General features: G+C 70.2%; 16 protein-coding genes and 1 pseudogene. 3 read left to right on the top strand and 14 right to left on the bottom strand.

Annotation, left to right across the window (positions count from 1 at the left end; translation table 11 throughout):
• Positions 1–5: 5 nt before the first annotated feature.
• Positions 6–737, bottom strand: coding sequence for a bifunctional 1-(5-phosphoribosyl)-5-((5-phosphoribosylamino)methylideneamino)imidazole-4-carboxamide isomerase/phosphoribosylanthranilate isomerase PriA (gene priA, locus ON33_RS07340; RefSeq protein WP_040856830.1), 732 nt, complete (start codon positions 735–737; stop codon positions 6–8).
• 159 nt (positions 738–896) lie between these two features.
• Here priA and ON33_RS39425 point away from each other — a divergent pair, with 159 nt between their 5' ends.
• Positions 897–1,568 carry an LppP/LprE family lipoprotein gene (locus ON33_RS39425; RefSeq protein ID WP_083868680.1) on the top strand — a complete coding sequence of 224 codons (672 nt, stop codon included), beginning with the start codon at positions 897–899 and terminating at the stop codon, positions 1,566–1,568.
• 28 nt (positions 1,569–1,596) lie between these two features.
• On the opposite strand, the gene ON33_RS07330 is transcribed toward ON33_RS39425, so the two are convergent.
• Positions 1,597–2,052 carry a MarR family winged helix-turn-helix transcriptional regulator gene (locus ON33_RS07330; protein ID WP_040856828.1) on the bottom strand — a complete coding sequence of 152 codons (456 nt, stop codon included), beginning with the start codon at positions 2,050–2,052 and terminating at the stop codon, positions 1,597–1,599.
• A gap of 99 nt (positions 2,053–2,151) precedes the next feature.
• Between ON33_RS07330 and ON33_RS38015 the strand changes: the two genes are divergently transcribed.
• Positions 2,152–2,625: a nuclear transport factor 2 family protein gene (locus ON33_RS38015; RefSeq protein ID WP_051151746.1), complete on the top strand. Its 474-nt coding sequence runs from the start codon at positions 2,152–2,154 to the stop codon at positions 2,623–2,625.
• Positions 2,626–2,680: 55 nt separating this feature from the next.
• Here the strand turns inward: ON33_RS38015 and hisH are convergent, their stop codons facing one another.
• The 8 genes and pseudogenes from hisH to ON33_RS43930 form a co-directional block, all read right to left on the bottom strand.
• Positions 2,681–3,319 carry an imidazole glycerol phosphate synthase subunit HisH gene (hisH, locus tag ON33_RS07320; RefSeq protein WP_040856826.1) on the bottom strand — a complete coding sequence of 213 codons (639 nt, stop codon included), beginning with the start codon at positions 3,317–3,319 and terminating at the stop codon, positions 2,681–2,683.
• A complete protein-coding gene (gene hisB / locus ON33_RS07315) occupies positions 3,316–3,939 on the bottom strand; it encodes an imidazoleglycerol-phosphate dehydratase HisB (protein ID WP_040856824.1) in 624 nt (207 codons plus the stop codon). Before hisB ends, hisH begins: the two co-directional genes overlap by 4 nt.
• Positions 3,936–5,057 carry a histidinol-phosphate transaminase gene (locus ON33_RS07310; protein WP_040857021.1) on the bottom strand — a complete coding sequence of 374 codons (1,122 nt, stop codon included), beginning with the start codon at positions 5,055–5,057 and terminating at the stop codon, positions 3,936–3,938. Before ON33_RS07310 ends, hisB begins: the two co-directional genes overlap by 4 nt.
• A 29-nt stretch (positions 5,058–5,086) precedes the next feature.
• Entirely contained in the window at positions 5,087–6,424 is a 1,338-nt protein-coding gene (gene hisD / locus ON33_RS07305) for a histidinol dehydrogenase (protein ID WP_040856823.1), read from the bottom strand.
• 195 nt (positions 6,425–6,619) lie between these two features.
• On the bottom strand, positions 6,620–7,396 hold the full coding sequence (yidC, locus tag ON33_RS07300; protein WP_040856821.1) for a membrane protein insertase YidC: 777 nt from the start codon (positions 7,394–7,396) through the stop codon (positions 6,620–6,622).
• Between the two features lie 105 nt (positions 7,397–7,501).
• Positions 7,502–7,798, bottom strand: coding sequence for a DUF6412 domain-containing protein (locus tag ON33_RS07295; protein WP_040856820.1), 297 nt, complete (start codon positions 7,796–7,798; stop codon positions 7,502–7,504).
• Positions 7,799–7,869: 71 nt separating this feature from the next.
• Positions 7,870–7,935 (bottom strand): annotated as a pseudogene (locus tag ON33_RS44355) (hypothetical protein); the annotation flags it as partial.
• A gap of 100 nt (positions 7,936–8,035) precedes the next feature.
• On the bottom strand, positions 8,036–8,584 hold the full coding sequence (locus ON33_RS43930) for an aldo/keto reductase (protein WP_051151745.1): 549 nt from the start codon (positions 8,582–8,584) through the stop codon (positions 8,036–8,038).
• Between ON33_RS43930 and ON33_RS39415 the strand changes: the two genes are divergently transcribed.
• The gene (locus ON33_RS39415) at positions 8,568–8,900 is read left to right on the top strand and encodes an MmyB family transcriptional regulator (protein ID WP_051151744.1); all 333 of its coding nucleotides are present in this window, start codon (positions 8,568–8,570) and stop codon (positions 8,898–8,900) included. The two genes, ON33_RS43930 and ON33_RS39415, sit on opposite strands and share 17 nt — an antisense overlap.
• A 77-nt stretch (positions 8,901–8,977) precedes the next feature.
• On the opposite strand, the gene ON33_RS07285 is transcribed toward ON33_RS39415, so the two are convergent.
• The 4 genes from ON33_RS07285 to ON33_RS07270 all read right to left on the bottom strand — a co-directional run bounded on the left by ON33_RS07285 (position 8,978) and on the right by ON33_RS07270 (position 13,711).
• Positions 8,978–10,549, bottom strand: coding sequence for a protein kinase domain-containing protein (locus ON33_RS07285; RefSeq protein ID WP_040856818.1), 1,572 nt, complete (start codon positions 10,547–10,549; stop codon positions 8,978–8,980).
• Between the two features lie 267 nt (positions 10,550–10,816).
• Entirely contained in the window at positions 10,817–11,683 is an 867-nt protein-coding gene (locus tag ON33_RS07280) for an arylamine N-acetyltransferase family protein (protein ID WP_040856816.1), read from the bottom strand.
• A gap of 104 nt (positions 11,684–11,787) precedes the next feature.
• The gene (locus tag ON33_RS07275) at positions 11,788–12,732 is read right to left on the bottom strand and encodes an NAD-dependent epimerase/dehydratase family protein (protein ID WP_040856814.1); all 945 of its coding nucleotides are present in this window, start codon (positions 12,730–12,732) and stop codon (positions 11,788–11,790) included.
• A 115-nt stretch (positions 12,733–12,847) separates the two neighbouring features.
• Positions 12,848–13,711: an alpha/beta hydrolase family protein gene (locus ON33_RS07270; protein ID WP_245550336.1), complete on the bottom strand. Its 864-nt coding sequence runs from the start codon at positions 13,709–13,711 to the stop codon at positions 12,848–12,850.
• Between the last annotated feature and the right edge of the window lie 126 nt (positions 13,712–13,837).

Below are 13,837 nucleotides of genomic sequence, written 5' to 3'. Positions count from 1 at the left end.
GGCGGCTATCGCACCGCGGCCAGGGCTTCGGGCAGCGTGAACCGGCCCGCGTACAGGGCCTTGCCGATGATCGCGCCCTCGACGCCCTCCTCGGTCAGCGTGGCGATGGCCCGCAGGTCGTCGAGGACGGAGATGCCGCCGGAGGCGATGACCGGGGCCTCGCAGGCATTGGCGACCTGGCTCAGCAGATCCAGGTTCGGGCCGGTCAGGGTGCCGTCCTTGGAGACGTCGGTGACCACGTACCGCGAGCAGCCGTCGCGCTCGAGGCGCTCGAGCACCTCCCACAGGTCGCCGCCGTCGGTGACCCAGCCGCGTCCGCGCAGCCGCCACTCGCCGTCGATGAGCTTCACGTCCATGCCGACGGCGATCTTGTCGCCGTACTCGCCGATGGCGCGCGCGCACCACTCCGGGTTCTCGATCGCGGCGGTGCCGAGGTTGACGCGCGCGCACCCGGTGGCCAGCGCGGCCTTCAGGGACTCGTCGTCGCGGATACCGCCCGACAGCTCGACCTTCACATCCAGTTCGCCGATGACACCGGCCAGCAGTTCACGATTGGAGCCCTTGCCGAACGCGGCGTCCAGATCCACCAGATGCACCCACTCGGCTCCGGCCTGCTGCCACGCCAGCGCGGCGTCCCGCGGCGAACCGTAATTGGTTTCGCTGCCCGCCTCCCCCTGAACCAGGCGCACGGCCTCACCATTGGCGACATCGACGGCAGGTAGCAGCACAAGACTCACGGGGTAAGCGTAGTGGTTGCCCGACGTCACACCGACCGCAGGGTGAACCGTATCGGGCGCCGGTGACCGCGGAACTCGACGGTAGGGATTTCCGTGGTGCGATCGCAGGCTTGCTGTCACGCTGAGGGCAGGCCGAGGTCGAACTGGAGGGAGCTCGTCGTGCGGAACGTGGGCATCGGGATGGGAGTGCTCGTCATGGTCGCCGCCCTGGCGGGGTGTGGCGGCGGCGATGGCGGGACGGTCGCGCAGCCGAGTACAGCGGGGACGACCACACAGACCGCGGTGGTCACAGCGGCGAGCTCAGCGCAGCAGCCACCCGCCGAGATTACGACGAGCAACCCGGGTAGGGCGCCGCGGACCACAGCCGACGGCGCGGGAGGGCAGGCGTGCCGACCCGATTCGGCGGCGATCCGGAACGCGGCCGCGACCCTGACGCCCATCCGCTCGGGGTCGGGAGACACGTGGAAGTGGGACGTGCCCGCCGTGGGAGAGAAGACGTCCGTCAATGACATCTGCTCGACACTGTCGGCCTACCTGATCACCATCCAGGGCGCGACGAGCAGCTCGCCGATGCAGGTACTGCTGTTCCATCAGGGCGGTTATGTCGGTACGGCGGAATCGAATTGGAACACCTTCATCGCACCGGATCCGGGTCGCACCACCGACGACACCGTGGGCCTGCGCTACAAGATCCCGGGCAGCTGCAACGCCTGCGCCGACGGCACCTACTACTGCGTCCAATTCCATTGGGACGGAAGCAAGGTGCAGATGATCGGGCGGCCGCCCGAGGTCACCTCGACGGGCGAGACGCCCGGCTCGACCAAGTGCTGACCGTCGTCTGAGCGCCGACCGGTTTCGATCAGCTGTCCCGGGTCTGGGACTCGAGGATCCGGTTCAGCGTCAGGACGAAATTGGCGCGTTCGGCGGCGGTGAAGCCCGGGAGTAGTTGCCGCTGCGCGGCTTCCAGTCGTTCGTCGAGGTCGGCGAGGTGGGCCCGCCCGGCGGGAGTCAGGGTGAGGGTGTTGCGGCGGCGGTCGGCCGGATCCGGGGTGCGGTGTAGCAGGCCGCGGTCGGCCAGATCGTTGACCGCGGCCACGACGTCGCTGCGGTCGATGCCGGTACGGCGGCCCGCTTCGGCCTGGCTCAGCGGGCCCTGTTCGTCGAGAGTGGCGAGCAGGGCGTAGTGGTAGCGGCGGGAGCCTGTCTGCTCCAGGGCTTTCTCGGTGCAGCGGTTGGCGATGAGGGCGACCTGGCCGATGAGGCGGGTGGGGAGGGCGCGGAGCCGGCCGGAGGCGCCTGCGGGCGCGGTGTCCATGCGGGGAATCTACCAACACTTGTTGGGGAGACCCACGATCGGCTACATTGGCTTCACCAACGTTGGACTTACCAACAATCTCGTCGAAAGACCGTAGCCATGAACGCGATCGACACCAGCACCCGGCAGATCCGGGATCTGGCCGACAAATTCGAGATCACCGAACTCGTCCACCGCCTCGGGCGCGCCCTCGACGAGGGCGACTGGGACGAACTCGCCGCCCTCTACACCGCCGATGCCACCGCGCGCACGCCCGGCGGTCTGGCCGTCGGCCGCCGCGCACTGGTCACCCAGGCCAGTCGAAACCACTTCCCCGACAGGCGAATCCAGCACGTCATCAGCGGGATACTCGTCGATCTGGATGGCGACACCGCCACGGTTCGCGCCAATCTCGTGGTCATCTTCGCCTGGGGTCCTGCCCAGGACCCGAGCCTCGGCGCGCAGCCTCGCCTCACCCTGGGCGAGGTCTACCGCTTCGACGCCGTCCGCACCACCGAGGGCTGGCGGTTCTCGAGCGTCGCCTCCAACCCGGTCTGGTCGGTCGGCACCCGGCCGCAGCCCGCCGCGGCCTGAAAAAGAGCGAAACCCCCGCCGGTGGCGGGGGTTTCGGTCGTTCGGGGCCGATCGATCAGATCGAGTCGATCCAGTTGCGCAGCAGCTGAGCGCCCGCGTCGCCGGACTTCTCCGGGTGGAACTGGGTGGCGCTCAACGGCCCGTTCTCCACCGCGGCGAGGAACGGGACGCCGTGCTCGGCCCAGGTCAGCTTGGCCGGGGCGATCTGGGAGCCGTCGTCCTCGGTCCAGGCCCAGTGCTGGGCGGCATAGGAGTGCACGAAGTAGAAGCGGGTGTCGGCGTCCATGCCCGCGAACAGGACACTGTCGTCGGGAGCCTTGACCGTGTTCCAGCCCATGTGCGGCAGAATCGGCGCGTCCAGGCGCTCGACCGTGCCGGGCCATTCGCCGCAGCCCTCGGTCTCGACGCCGAATTCGACACCGCGCTCGAACAGGATCTGCATGCCGACGCAGATGCCGAGCACCGGGCGGCCGCCGGAGAGCCGCCTGCCGATGATGCGGTCGCCGCGCACGGACAGCAGGCCGGCCATGCAGGCGGCGTACGCGCCGACCCCGGGAACCACGAGACCGTCCGCGTTGAGCGCGATCTCGGGGTCGGCGGTGATGGTGACGTCGGCGCCCGTGCGGGCCAGAGCGCGGCTCGCCGAGTGCAGGTTGCCGGAGCCGTAGTCCAGCAGCGCGATCCTCTTGGTCATAGCGAGCCCTTGGTGGAGGGGACGCCGGAGACGCGCGGGTCGTATTCGACCGCCGCGCGCAGCGCCCGGGCGACGGCCTTGTACTCGGCCTCGGTGATGTGGTGCTGGTCGCGGCCGTAGAGCACGCGCACATGCAGGGCGATGCGGGCGTTGAGCGCGATGGACTCGAACACGTGCCGGTTGATCACGGTCGAATAGGACGCGGTCGGCGCGACGCTCGGAATGATGGTGTGCAGCATGTGATCCGGCTCCCCGGTGTGCATGCAGTACGGCCGCCCGGACACGTCGACGACGGCGTGCGCGAGAGTCTCGTCCATGGGGATGAAGCAGTCGCCGAAGCGGCGGATGCCCTTCTTGTCGCCCAGCGCCTGACCCAGCGCCTGGCCGATGACGATGGCGGTGTCCTCGACGGTGTGGTGGGCCTCGATCTCGATGTCGCCCTTGGCCTGGACGGTGAGGTCGAAGCTGCCGTGCTGGCCGAAGGCGGTCAGCATGTGGTCGTAGAAGGGGACGCCGGTGGAGATGTCGGTCTTGCCGGAGCCGTCCAGGTTGAGCTCCACCACGATGCTGGATTCGCGGGTGGTGCGCTCGACCCGGGCGATGCGGTCGGGGGTAGTCATCGGGCGATCAGCTCCTCGGACGCCAGTTTCGCGCTGACGCGCAGGAATTCGTCGTTCTCGGCAGCCAGGCCGATGGTGGCGCGCAGGTAGCCGGGGATGCCGACATCGCGGATGAGCACGCCCTCGTCGAGGTAGTGCTGCCAGGCGCGCGGCGCGTCGGCGAAGCGGCCGAACAGCACGAAGTTGGCGTCGGACGGGATGACGTCGTAGCCCATCTCGTCGAGCGCCGACATGACGCGATCGCGCTGGGCGGCCAATTCGTGGACGCTGCCCAGGGTCTCGTCCGCGTGCCGCAGCGCCGCCCGCGCGGCGGCCTGGGTGACCACGGACAGGTGGTAGGGCAGGCGCACCAGCAGCATGGCGTCGACGACCGCGGGCGCGGCCACCAGGTAACCGAGCCGGCCGCCGGCGAAGGCGAACGCCTTCGACATGGTGCGGCTGACCACCAGCTTGGTGGGGTACTTGTCGATCAGGCCGATCGCGCTGGGGGCGGAGGAGAACTCGCCGTACGCCTCGTCCACCACCACGATGCCGGGCGCGGCCTCGAGGATCCGTTCCAGGTCCGCGATCGGAATGCTGTGGCCCGTCGGGTTATTGGGGCTGGTCACGAACACCACGTCGGGATTCTTCTCCCCCACGGTGAGCACCGCGAAGTCGATGTCGAGGGAGAAGTCGCCATTGCGCTTGGCCTCGATCCACTCGGTGTCGATGCCCTCGGAGATGATCGGGTGCATCGAGTACGAGGGCACGAAACCCAGTGCGCTGCGGCCGGGTCCGGCGAAGGCCTGCAGCAGCTGCTGCAGGATCTCGTTGGAGCCGTTGGCGGCCCACACGTTCGCCACGCCCACCGCGACACCGGTCTGCCGGGTCAGGTAGGCGGCCAGATCGCTGCGCAGTTGGACCGCGTCGCGATCCGGGTACCGGTGCAGGTCGGCGGCCGCCGCGCGCACGGATTCTGCGACATCGTCGACGAGGGCCTTGCTCGGCGGGTGCGGGTTCTCGTTGGTGTTCAGCTGTACCGGCACGGTCAATTGCGGTGCGCCATACGGGCTTTTACCGCGCAGGTTCTCCCGCAGCGGCAGATCATCGAGCGAGATGCTGGATCCAGGAACGGTCACGGCGCCTTCTTCCAGGCCGGCCTGGGCGCTCACCGCAGCTCTCCGAATCGCGCCTGCACGGCCTGGCCGTGTGCGGGCAGGTCCTCGGCATTGGCCAGCGCGACCACATGCCCGGAGACGTCCTTCAGCGCCGCCTCCGAGTACTCGACGACGTGGATGCCGCGCAGGAAGGTCTGCACGCTCAAACCCGAAGAGTGCCGGGCGCATCCGGCGGTGGGCAGCACGTGGTTGGAGCCGGCACAGTAGTCGCCCAGCGAGACCGGCGACCAAGCGCCGACGAAAACCGCTCCGGCCGAACGCACCCGGGCCGCGACGGCGGCGGCATCGGCGGTCTGGATCTCCAGGTGCTCGGCCGCGTAGGCGTTGACCACGCGCAGGCCCTGGGCGATGTCGTCGACCAGCACGGTGCCGGACTGCTTGCCGGACAGCGCTTCCGCGACCCGGTCGTGGTGCTTGACCACGGTCAGCTGCGCGGTCAGCGCCGCGTCCACGGCGTCGGCGAGCTCGACGCTGTCGGTCACCAGCACGCTGGCGGCCAGCACGTCGTGCTCGGCCTGCGAGATGAGGTCGGCGGCCACGTGCACCGGGTCGGCGGTGGCATCGGCGAGGATGGCGATCTCGGTGGGCCCGGCCTCGGCGTCGATGCCGACCAGGCCGCGGCACAGCCGCTTGGCGGCGGTCACGTAGATATTGCCCGGGCCGGTGATCAGGTCGACCGGTTCCAGCTGCGCGCCGTCGGTGTCGGCGCCGCCGTAGGACAGCAGCGCCACGGCCTGCGCACCGCCGACCGCCCACACCTCCTCGACGCCCAGCAGCCGGGCGGCGGCCAGGATGGTCGGGTGCGGCAGGCCACCGAACTGCGCCTGCGGCGGCGAGGCCACGACCAGCGACTCCACGCCCGCGGCCTGGGCGGGCACCACGTTCATGACGACCGAGGACGGGTAGACGGCGTTGCCGCCCGGCACGTACAGGCCGACCCGCTCGACCGGCACCCACCGCTCGGTCACGGTGCCGCCGGGCACCACCTGGGTGGTCTTGTCGGTGCGGCGCTGATCGTTGTGCACCTTGCGGGTGCGCTCGATGGCGACCTCGAGGGCGGCGCGCACGGCCGGGTCCAGCTCGGCGAGGGCCCTGTCCAGTTCGGCGGCGGGCACGCGCACGGAGGCGGGCCGCACACCGTCGAACTTCTCGCTGAATTCCAGCGCGGCCTCGACGCCCCGGTCCCGGATGGCCTCCACGACCGGCCGGACATGATGCAGCACCGAGTCCACGTCGACGCCCCCACGCGGCAGCGCCGCGCGCAGTTCGGCAGCAGTGGGAGTACGTCCGCGCAGATCCACGCGGGCGAGCTCGATGCGGCTAGTCATAGCGCTGTGCAGTCCTTGTCTGTGCTGGTTGTCCAGGGGTTCGCGATGCGGCCGAAACCGCTTGCGACCAGCTACCAGCCTATCGGGTCACCGCCAGCGCTTTACGTCGCGGCCGAGCCCGCGCGCGCGTTCGGGGCCCGCGACCCGCGAACATGCGCCGGACCGGCGGTTATGGCGGGCGGGCGGCGGCCGCGCTCAGACCGTGTCGCGGGCGGCCTCCGGGCCGAAGCGGGCGGCCACCAGATGTTGCTGGGCGAAGGTCCACGCGTTCTGGGTGACGAAGTACAGCAGGATGGCGATCGGCATGACGGGCCCGACCAGCAGAGCGCCCGCGGGGAACACCCATTGCGAGAGCGTGTTCATGATCCGCACCTGCGAGCCCGCCGCGCCCTCGGCCGGTTCCGGCTGGCGGGCGACGGCGGCGCGGGCCGTGAAGTGGGTGGCGATCGCGGCGATGATCATGAGCGGAATCGCCACGGCGGCAACGGTTCCGAACGACGAACCCGCCGTGGACAGGGTGGCTTCCAGCGGCGCGCCGAACAGTTTGGCATCCAGGAAGGACTGCACCTGCCCGGCATTGAAGACGTAGTTCTCGGTGTGACCGGGCTGGAAGGACCGCAGCACGTGATAGAGGCCGATGAAGACCACCGTCTGGCCGATGATCGGCAGGAATCCGGTCAGGACGTTGACGCCGGACTCCTTCTGCAGCTCCTGCATGGCCAGCGCCTGCTGCTCGCGGTCGCCCGCGTGCTTGCGCTTGATCTCCTGCAGTTTGGGCTGCATCTCGGCCAGCGCCCGGGAGAACTTCAGCTGCGCGATGAACGGGCGGATCAGCAGCGCCCGCAGGGTCATGACCAGGAACACGATGGCCAGCACCCAGGCCAGGCCACTGGTCGCGCCGAGCACCGACGCGAAGGCGGTGTGCCACAACCACAACACGGCGGACACGGGGTAGTAGATGAAATCGAGCACGGGAGCACCTCGCTGCGCACTGCCCGCACACGCGTGCGGGCGAAGGGGGATTCGGGACGGCGAAGAACCCGACGGCGCCCGACCGGTCAGGTCGCGCGGGCGCGGTCAGGCCGCGAGGGCTCCGGGTGCGCGCGGGCGCGGGCGGCCCGGGGCGTCGGGATTGCTCTGCCGCAGGAAGGCGCCGCGACGCCGCCGTCCGGCGGATTCCGCGGGACCGACGTGGGTGGTGGCCGCGAGCAGCGGACCGCGCGCCGACAGCACCGCCGCGGTCACCGCGACCAGCGCGGCGGCACCGAGGACGAGCAGCGAATCAGGGGTGGCGGCGGCCAGATACAGCACCGCCCACGCGGAGACCACGAGCGCGCCCACCAGCAGCGCCGTCGATCGAATCCGCGTACCCATGCGCCCGACCCTACCTGCTCGGGGCGGCGGGCGCCGACGATGGCGCCGGTGACACCGGGCCGGGTCAGCGTCCAGGCGATGGCCACCGATCCGACGGTGGTGCCGTGGGCCGCGGCGATCGGGCGCAGCGCCTCCACCAGCGCGAGGTTGCGGTCGAGCTCGGTGGTGAACTCCGGGAAGCCCTGCGCCAGTCGTCGTCCGGCAGGTTCGCGACCCGCTCGGCGGAGAAAGCGCCGGTCAGCAGGCCGGAGTGCTGCGGCTGGTAGACGATGCCGCCGTGTGATGCGCTGCCGCCCAGGCCAATTCGCCGGCCGCTTCCCGCTTGATCAGCGAGAACTGCGACCGGCTGGCGTCGACATGGGCGACGGCCTCGGCGATCCCCAGTTGCGGCACATCGTGATTGGACAGTCCGATGGCGCGGACCTTGCCCTCTTCGACGAGGTCGGCCATGGTCTGCCAGTACTTCTCGAGCGGGGTCGCCACGGCGGGCTCCACCCCGTCCGGGGCCGAGAAGTCCAGGGCGGCACCGGTGTCGGGCCAGTGCACCTGGTAGAGGTCGATGCGCTCGACGTTCAGCCGGCGCAGCGAGTCCTCGAGCTCGCGGCGGACGCCGGCGGCGGCCATGATGCGCTTGGGCGCGGCGGCGCGGTCGTTCTCGTCGCAGACCAGTCCGGCCTTGGTGAAGACGAACGGCCGATCGGCCTCGGGCAGTGCGTGGATCGCCTTCGCGACTACTTCTTCGGAGTGGCCGAGCCCGTAGACCGCGGCGGTGTCGATCCAGTTCACGCCGGTCCTCGACGGAGCGGCGGATGGTGGCGATGGAATCCGCGTCGTCCTGGCCGCCCCAGGCGAACCGCAACCCGCGCCGCCCCCGGAATTCGCGAAACTGTGGCAGCGGCACGAGCTCGAGGACAAGACCTTCGGCGGCCATATCTACCGGCATCCGATCGTGGGCCGCCTGGAGCTCGGCTTCGAAACCTTCCGGCTCCCCGACGATTCCGACCAGGCCATGGTCGCCCACCACGTCGAGCCTGGCTCTCCCAGCGCCGACGCGCTGCGGCTGCTGGCCGCGGTCGCGGCGGGGAACGCCGAGCACCGTTGAACGACCGGGCGGGCTACGGAAAAGAACAGCGCCACACCGGTGATCCGGTGCGGCGCAGTACTTTCAGCCGAATGCTGCTACTTGGTGTCACTGTCGATGAGCAGGTTGCCGCTGCCCGGGTCGATCACCCGCAGCGTCACCGACTTGTTGCCGTTCTTGGTGGTCAGGCTGGCCAGTGAGATGTCCACCGACCCATCGGCATTGGTGCTGTCCGAACCCCGCGCGCCCTCGATGGTCGAGTAGCGCTGGATCGGATTCTGCGTCCAGTAGGTCTGGAACGCGGTCGAACTGCCGTACACCTGCTGCGCGGCGGGGGTGAGCCGGCTCCACGCGTCCTGGAAGCGGCTGTAGACGATGGCGTCGTAGAACTTGTCCACGGCGTCCGCGCCCGTACCCACGCTGACCGGCGACGTGCTCTTGGTCTGACCCAGCCCGGAGGGCGCGCCCTTGGTGGCGCTGGCCGTGACCGACGGCTTGGCGGAGGTCGTCTGCCCGCTCGCGCTCGACGGGCCGCTCGATCCGGAGTTGCCGAGCAGGCCGAACACGATGCCGCCGGCGATCACGACGACCGCGGCGAGTCCGATCCAGACGAACTTCTTCTTGGAGGCCGGCGCCGAATCCGATTCGGGCGCAGGGTGATTGCGGGTCGGCGGCCCGGCGTTCATGGGCGGGCGCGGCGGCGGGGTCTCCAGCAGCTGCGCCTGGCTCATGGCACCGGTCGGGATGTCGGCACTGGCCGATCCGCGGCGCTCCATCTGCCGGGTCTGCCGCTGTGCTGCGCCCGCCGACGGGGTGGCCGGGCCGGCGCGCCGGGCGGCCAGCACCCGGGTGGCCTCGGCATCCGGGCCCACCTCGGCGAATTCGGCCATGATGTCGCGCACGTCCAGCATGCTCGGCCGGTCCTCCGGCTCGAAACTGAGCAGGCTGAGCAGCAGATCGCTGAGCGGTCCGGCATTGCGCGGTTCGCTGATCTGGCCGTTGGCGGCCGCGTACAGCAGCGCCAGCGGATTCGGGTTGGTGCCGTAGGGCGGTTCGCCTTCCAGAGCGTGGAAGAGCGTGGCGCCCAAGGCGAATACGTCCGCGGCCGGGGTCGGCTCGGCGCCGCGCGCGACCTCGGGGGCGAGGTAGGCGGCGGTGCCGGAGATGAGCCCGGTGGCGGTCAGGGTGACGTCACCCTTGGACTTGGCGATGCCGAAGTCGGTGATCTTCACCGCGCCGTTGTCGCCGAGCAGGATGTTGCCGGGCTTGACGTCGCGGTGGACGATCCCGGCGCGATGCGCGGCGATGAGCGCGGATGCCACCTGTTCGCCGATGCGGGCGACCTGCGGCAGCGGCAGCGTGCCCTGCGCGGACAGCACCACCGCCAGACTCTGCGATGGCAGATACTCCATCACCAGGCACGGGTCACCCTCGTGCTCGGTGATGTCGAATACGACGATGGCGTTCGGGTGCTGGAACCGGGCCGCGTTGCGCGCCTCGCGCGCGGCACGCTGCCGCACGATGTCCTTGTCCGCATCCGACAGGCTCGGCTGGGTGAGGATCTGCTTGACCGCCACGGAACGTTCGAGCCGCTGATCCACGGCTCGCCAGACGACACCTGTGCCGCCGCTACCAATCCGTTCGACCAGGCGGTAATGCCCTGCGATCACTTGGCCGGTTTCGATGGCACTACTCCGAAGTTCTCCGAGACGACTGTGACAACGCGGTTGCCCGCGCGTTTCCCCGCACGAGTGTAGCGGGCGCCGCGCGGATCGCCGACGTCAGCGTGAGATATGAGCGAGATCTCGGTGAGATCTGTGCCGCAATCGTGTGACCGCCGCGTGATTGCCCACACGAATTCGCTGGTCGGAGTGCATCTATGACGAGACATAGACCAGTCGGTTTGGTGCGCGTTTGCTCCCGCACACAAACGGCGTTCAGCTACCTTTCACCCACTCCGCGCGCGTCAGGCGCACCGCGTCGGGCTCGTCGAGCTCGATGTCGAAGACCTCCGCGAGCACCTTCGGCAGCTCGGCGACCTCCAGTTCGCGCACTTCCTCCGAACCGTCCGGATAACTGGCGGTCCAGGAGGTGCCGTCCAGCTGGTGGTGCGCCTCGGCGTGGAAACGCTGCACGAACGGCCGCATGGTGAACGGCGAGCGCGGCGAGGTGGACACGTAGTGGTTCCCCACCGCGAAATCGACGCGGTACTGCGGCGTGGTGACGAAGGTGTGGCGGTCCACCCAGCCGTCCCGGCCGAACTGGTACAGCGTCCAGAGATCGCCACCGATCGCGTCGCGTGTTCGTTCCAGCTGGAAACGCCATGCGCCCGCGCTGAATTCACCGCGATCGGCGGCCAGTTCGACCGGTTCGAGCGGACCCCAGCCGAAGCCGACGTCGCACAGCCAGACCCGATCGTCGTCCACGGCCCGCACCCGCAACAGCGCGTGGGTGGCCGGGCGCAGGTTGGTCGCGCCGCGGGTGACGCGGCCGGACATGGCGGTGAACTCGAAGCCGAGCCGCTCCAGCGCGGCGGCGAACAGGCCGACGTTCTCGTAGCAGTAGCCGCCGCGGCGCCGCCGGATCAGCTTGTCCTGCAGCGCTTCCGGCTCCAGGGGGATGCCCCGGCCGAGAATGATCTCCAGATTCTCGAACGGAATCGTGGTGGTGTGGGCGCGCACCAGTTCACGCAGGGTGGCCAGGGTGGGCGTGCGCTCGCCGGTGAATCCGATCCGGGCCAGGTAGGCGTCCAGGTCGAGGTCCGCACCCTGCCAGGTGTACGAGGGGTCCGCCGGTGTGGTCATCGCTGCCTTCCTGTCGCTCCGCGTTCGCGATGATCAACGGTGTTCGGCGGGAAAGTGTTCCGGCGACAGCGGGTGGCGGGCCGGCACCCGATATCGGCCCGGGGTCACCGCGCCGCGTCGGCCAGGGTGGGCAGGCCCTCGCGATAGCTGGGGTACATCGGCTTCCAGCTCAGCTCGGCGCGCGCCTTGGCATTCGAGACGCGAATGGAGAAGTCCAGCATCTGGGCGGCCGCCAGCGGCGAGGCCATACGGACCAGGCGGGCCGGGAGCCGGCGCGGCGGCCGCGCGCCGACGGTCTCGGCCATGGCGTCGAACATGGTGTCCCAGGTGATCGGCTCGTCGTCGACGATGTTGTAGGCCTGACCGGGCATGCCGCGTTCGAGGGCGGCGACGGTCGCGGCGGCGGCGTCGGCGAGGTGGACGAAGCCGATGTATCCGGTCCCGGAACTGGGCAGCGGGAACATGCGCAGCCGCAGCGCCCGCACGAAGCTCTCCGAGGCGCCGGGACCGTAGAAGAGGCCGTAGCGCAGGGCGATTCCGTCGATGCCGGGCGCGCGCCAGGCACTCGATTCGGCCTCGTGCAGCGCGCCGATGATGCCGTCGGTGACGTCGCCGGGGATGCGGCCGAACGGGTCCTGCTCGGTGACCGGCCGCGGGCCGTGGTCGCGCAGGCCGTACCCGACGATCAGCGACTGGGTGAGATACCGGCGCGCCCCGGTGCGCTGGGCCAGCTCGACCAGGTGCTTGCTGCCGATCTCGCGTAAGGCGTTGGTGCGCAACAGCCCCGGCGCGTGATAGTGCGTCGGCGGCGAGTACCGGTAGGAGGTGAGCTCGTGGATGACCGCGTCGGCGGTGAGCCGCTCGGTGGCGCGCATCAGGTCCGAGCGGTCCATGACATTGGCGACCAATGGGGTGGCCCCGAGCGAGCGCGCGACCTCGGCGCCGCGGCCGCCGCGGGTGAGTGCGTACACCTGGTGCCCGGCCTGCCGCAGCGCCGTGACCAGCGGCCGTCCGATCGCTCCCGTCGCTCCCGCCACCACGACTTTCATTGCGCCTCATCCCGTCTCGCCGCGCCTGTTCCGATGCCGAGCGTAGTGTCCGCGGTGGGTCGGGGTGGCGCGCGGTCGATGTCCGGCACGGGCGGTCAGTACGAGGTGATCGCGGTCAGGCCGCGCATTTGGCGTTCGGGGGCGCGGGCGGGGCGGTGTTCACCCCGGCCGCCACATCGACCAGGTAGTCGTGGTCGCCACCCAGCGGCTCGCTGCCGAGCAGCAATCGCTGGACCACACAACCGGATTCGAAGAACACCGGATTGACGCCGTGAGCGCCGGGCACCACGCGGCCCTCCAGATCGCGGCCGCTGACCACGGTGTACATGGACACCGGGTGGCCGGAAAGGGTGAGCGCGGCGCGCATCTCGAGCGACTGCGTATAGGGCACCTGCGCATCGGCCGTGCCGTGCAGCAGGACCGCGCGCTTGACGTCGATGCGGTTGGTCATGAGCACGGGCGACCGGTCGAGGTAGGACTGCGGGCAGGTGACCGGGGTGCAGCCGCCCGCGTCGCGTTCGATCTCGGCCCGCAATCGCGGTCCGGCCAGGCCGGATTCGAGCCAGGCGGTGACATCGCCGGCATGACCGAAGGTGTCGACCCAGTAGTCGTAGGTGCCGGGCGGGGCGTAGGCGGCGGCCAGGCCGCTGGTCACGCCGCCCTGGCTCCAGCCCCACAGCACCGTGGGCCCGATACCGGGGTGTGCGCCGCGATACCACCGGGTGGCGGCGACGGTGTCCCGCCATCCCGCCCAGACGTTCCACTCCCCGGTCTTCCAGGTGCCGGTGTCCGAACGCTGATCCATGGTGACCAGGGCCGCGCCGGTCTGCCGGACGATCGAGGCCAGGTAGTCGGGGAAGTCGCCGGCGCTGCCGTCGTGGCCGTGCACCGCCACGATGAGTCCCCGTGCGCCGCCGTCGGGTTCGTAGACGCGGCCGGTGGCGTTCTCGCCGTCGACGGTCAGGGTCACCGGGCGCATCGATACACCGTCGGCCGGCGCGCTCGAAACCACCGGGGCCGCAACCACCGTCGCCGCGAGCGCGCTCGCGACCGCTCCGATCACCCGCATCCCTCGCCACCGGCCAGCCACGTCCGGCATCGTCGC

The organism is Nocardia niigatensis NBRC 100131 (assembly GCF_000308655.1).
Lineage (GTDB): Bacteria > Actinomycetota > Actinomycetes > Mycobacteriales > Mycobacteriaceae > Nocardia > Nocardia niigatensis.
Note: the sequence above shows the minus strand (reverse complement) of the source record. Positions and strands in the feature narration are given on the sequence as shown.

What these genes read in the sequence shown, in the direction of transcription:
- ON33_RS38015 (WP_051151746.1), top strand. Translation starts at nt 2,152, where the DNA reads ATGAACGCGATCGACACCAGCACCCGGCAGATCCGGGATCTGGCCGAC.
- hisB (WP_040856824.1), bottom strand. Translation starts at nt 3,939, where the DNA reads ATGACTACCCCCGACCGCATCGCCCGGGTCGAGCGCACCACCCGCGAA.
- ON33_RS07270 (WP_245550336.1), bottom strand. Translation starts at nt 13,711, where the DNA reads ATGCGCCCGGTGACCCTGACCGTCGACGGCGAGAACGCCACCGGCCGC.
- ON33_RS07330 (WP_040856828.1), bottom strand. Translation starts at nt 2,052, where the DNA reads ATGGACACCGCGCCCGCAGGCGCCTCCGGCCGGCTCCGCGCCCTCCCC.
- ON33_RS07280 (WP_040856816.1), bottom strand. Translation starts at nt 11,683, where the DNA reads ATGACCACACCGGCGGACCCCTCGTACACCTGGCAGGGTGCGGACCTC.
- ON33_RS07275 (WP_040856814.1), bottom strand. Translation starts at nt 12,732, where the DNA reads ATGAAAGTCGTGGTGGCGGGAGCGACGGGAGCGATCGGACGGCCGCTG.
- hisD (WP_040856823.1), bottom strand. Translation starts at nt 6,424, where the DNA reads ATGACTAGCCGCATCGAGCTCGCCCGCGTGGATCTGCGCGGACGTACT.
- hisH (WP_040856826.1), bottom strand. Translation starts at nt 3,319, where the DNA reads ATGACCAAGAGGATCGCGCTGCTGGACTACGGCTCCGGCAACCTGCAC.
- ON33_RS07295 (WP_040856820.1), bottom strand. Translation starts at nt 7,798, where the DNA reads ATGGGTACGCGGATTCGATCGACGGCGCTGCTGGTGGGCGCGCTCGTG.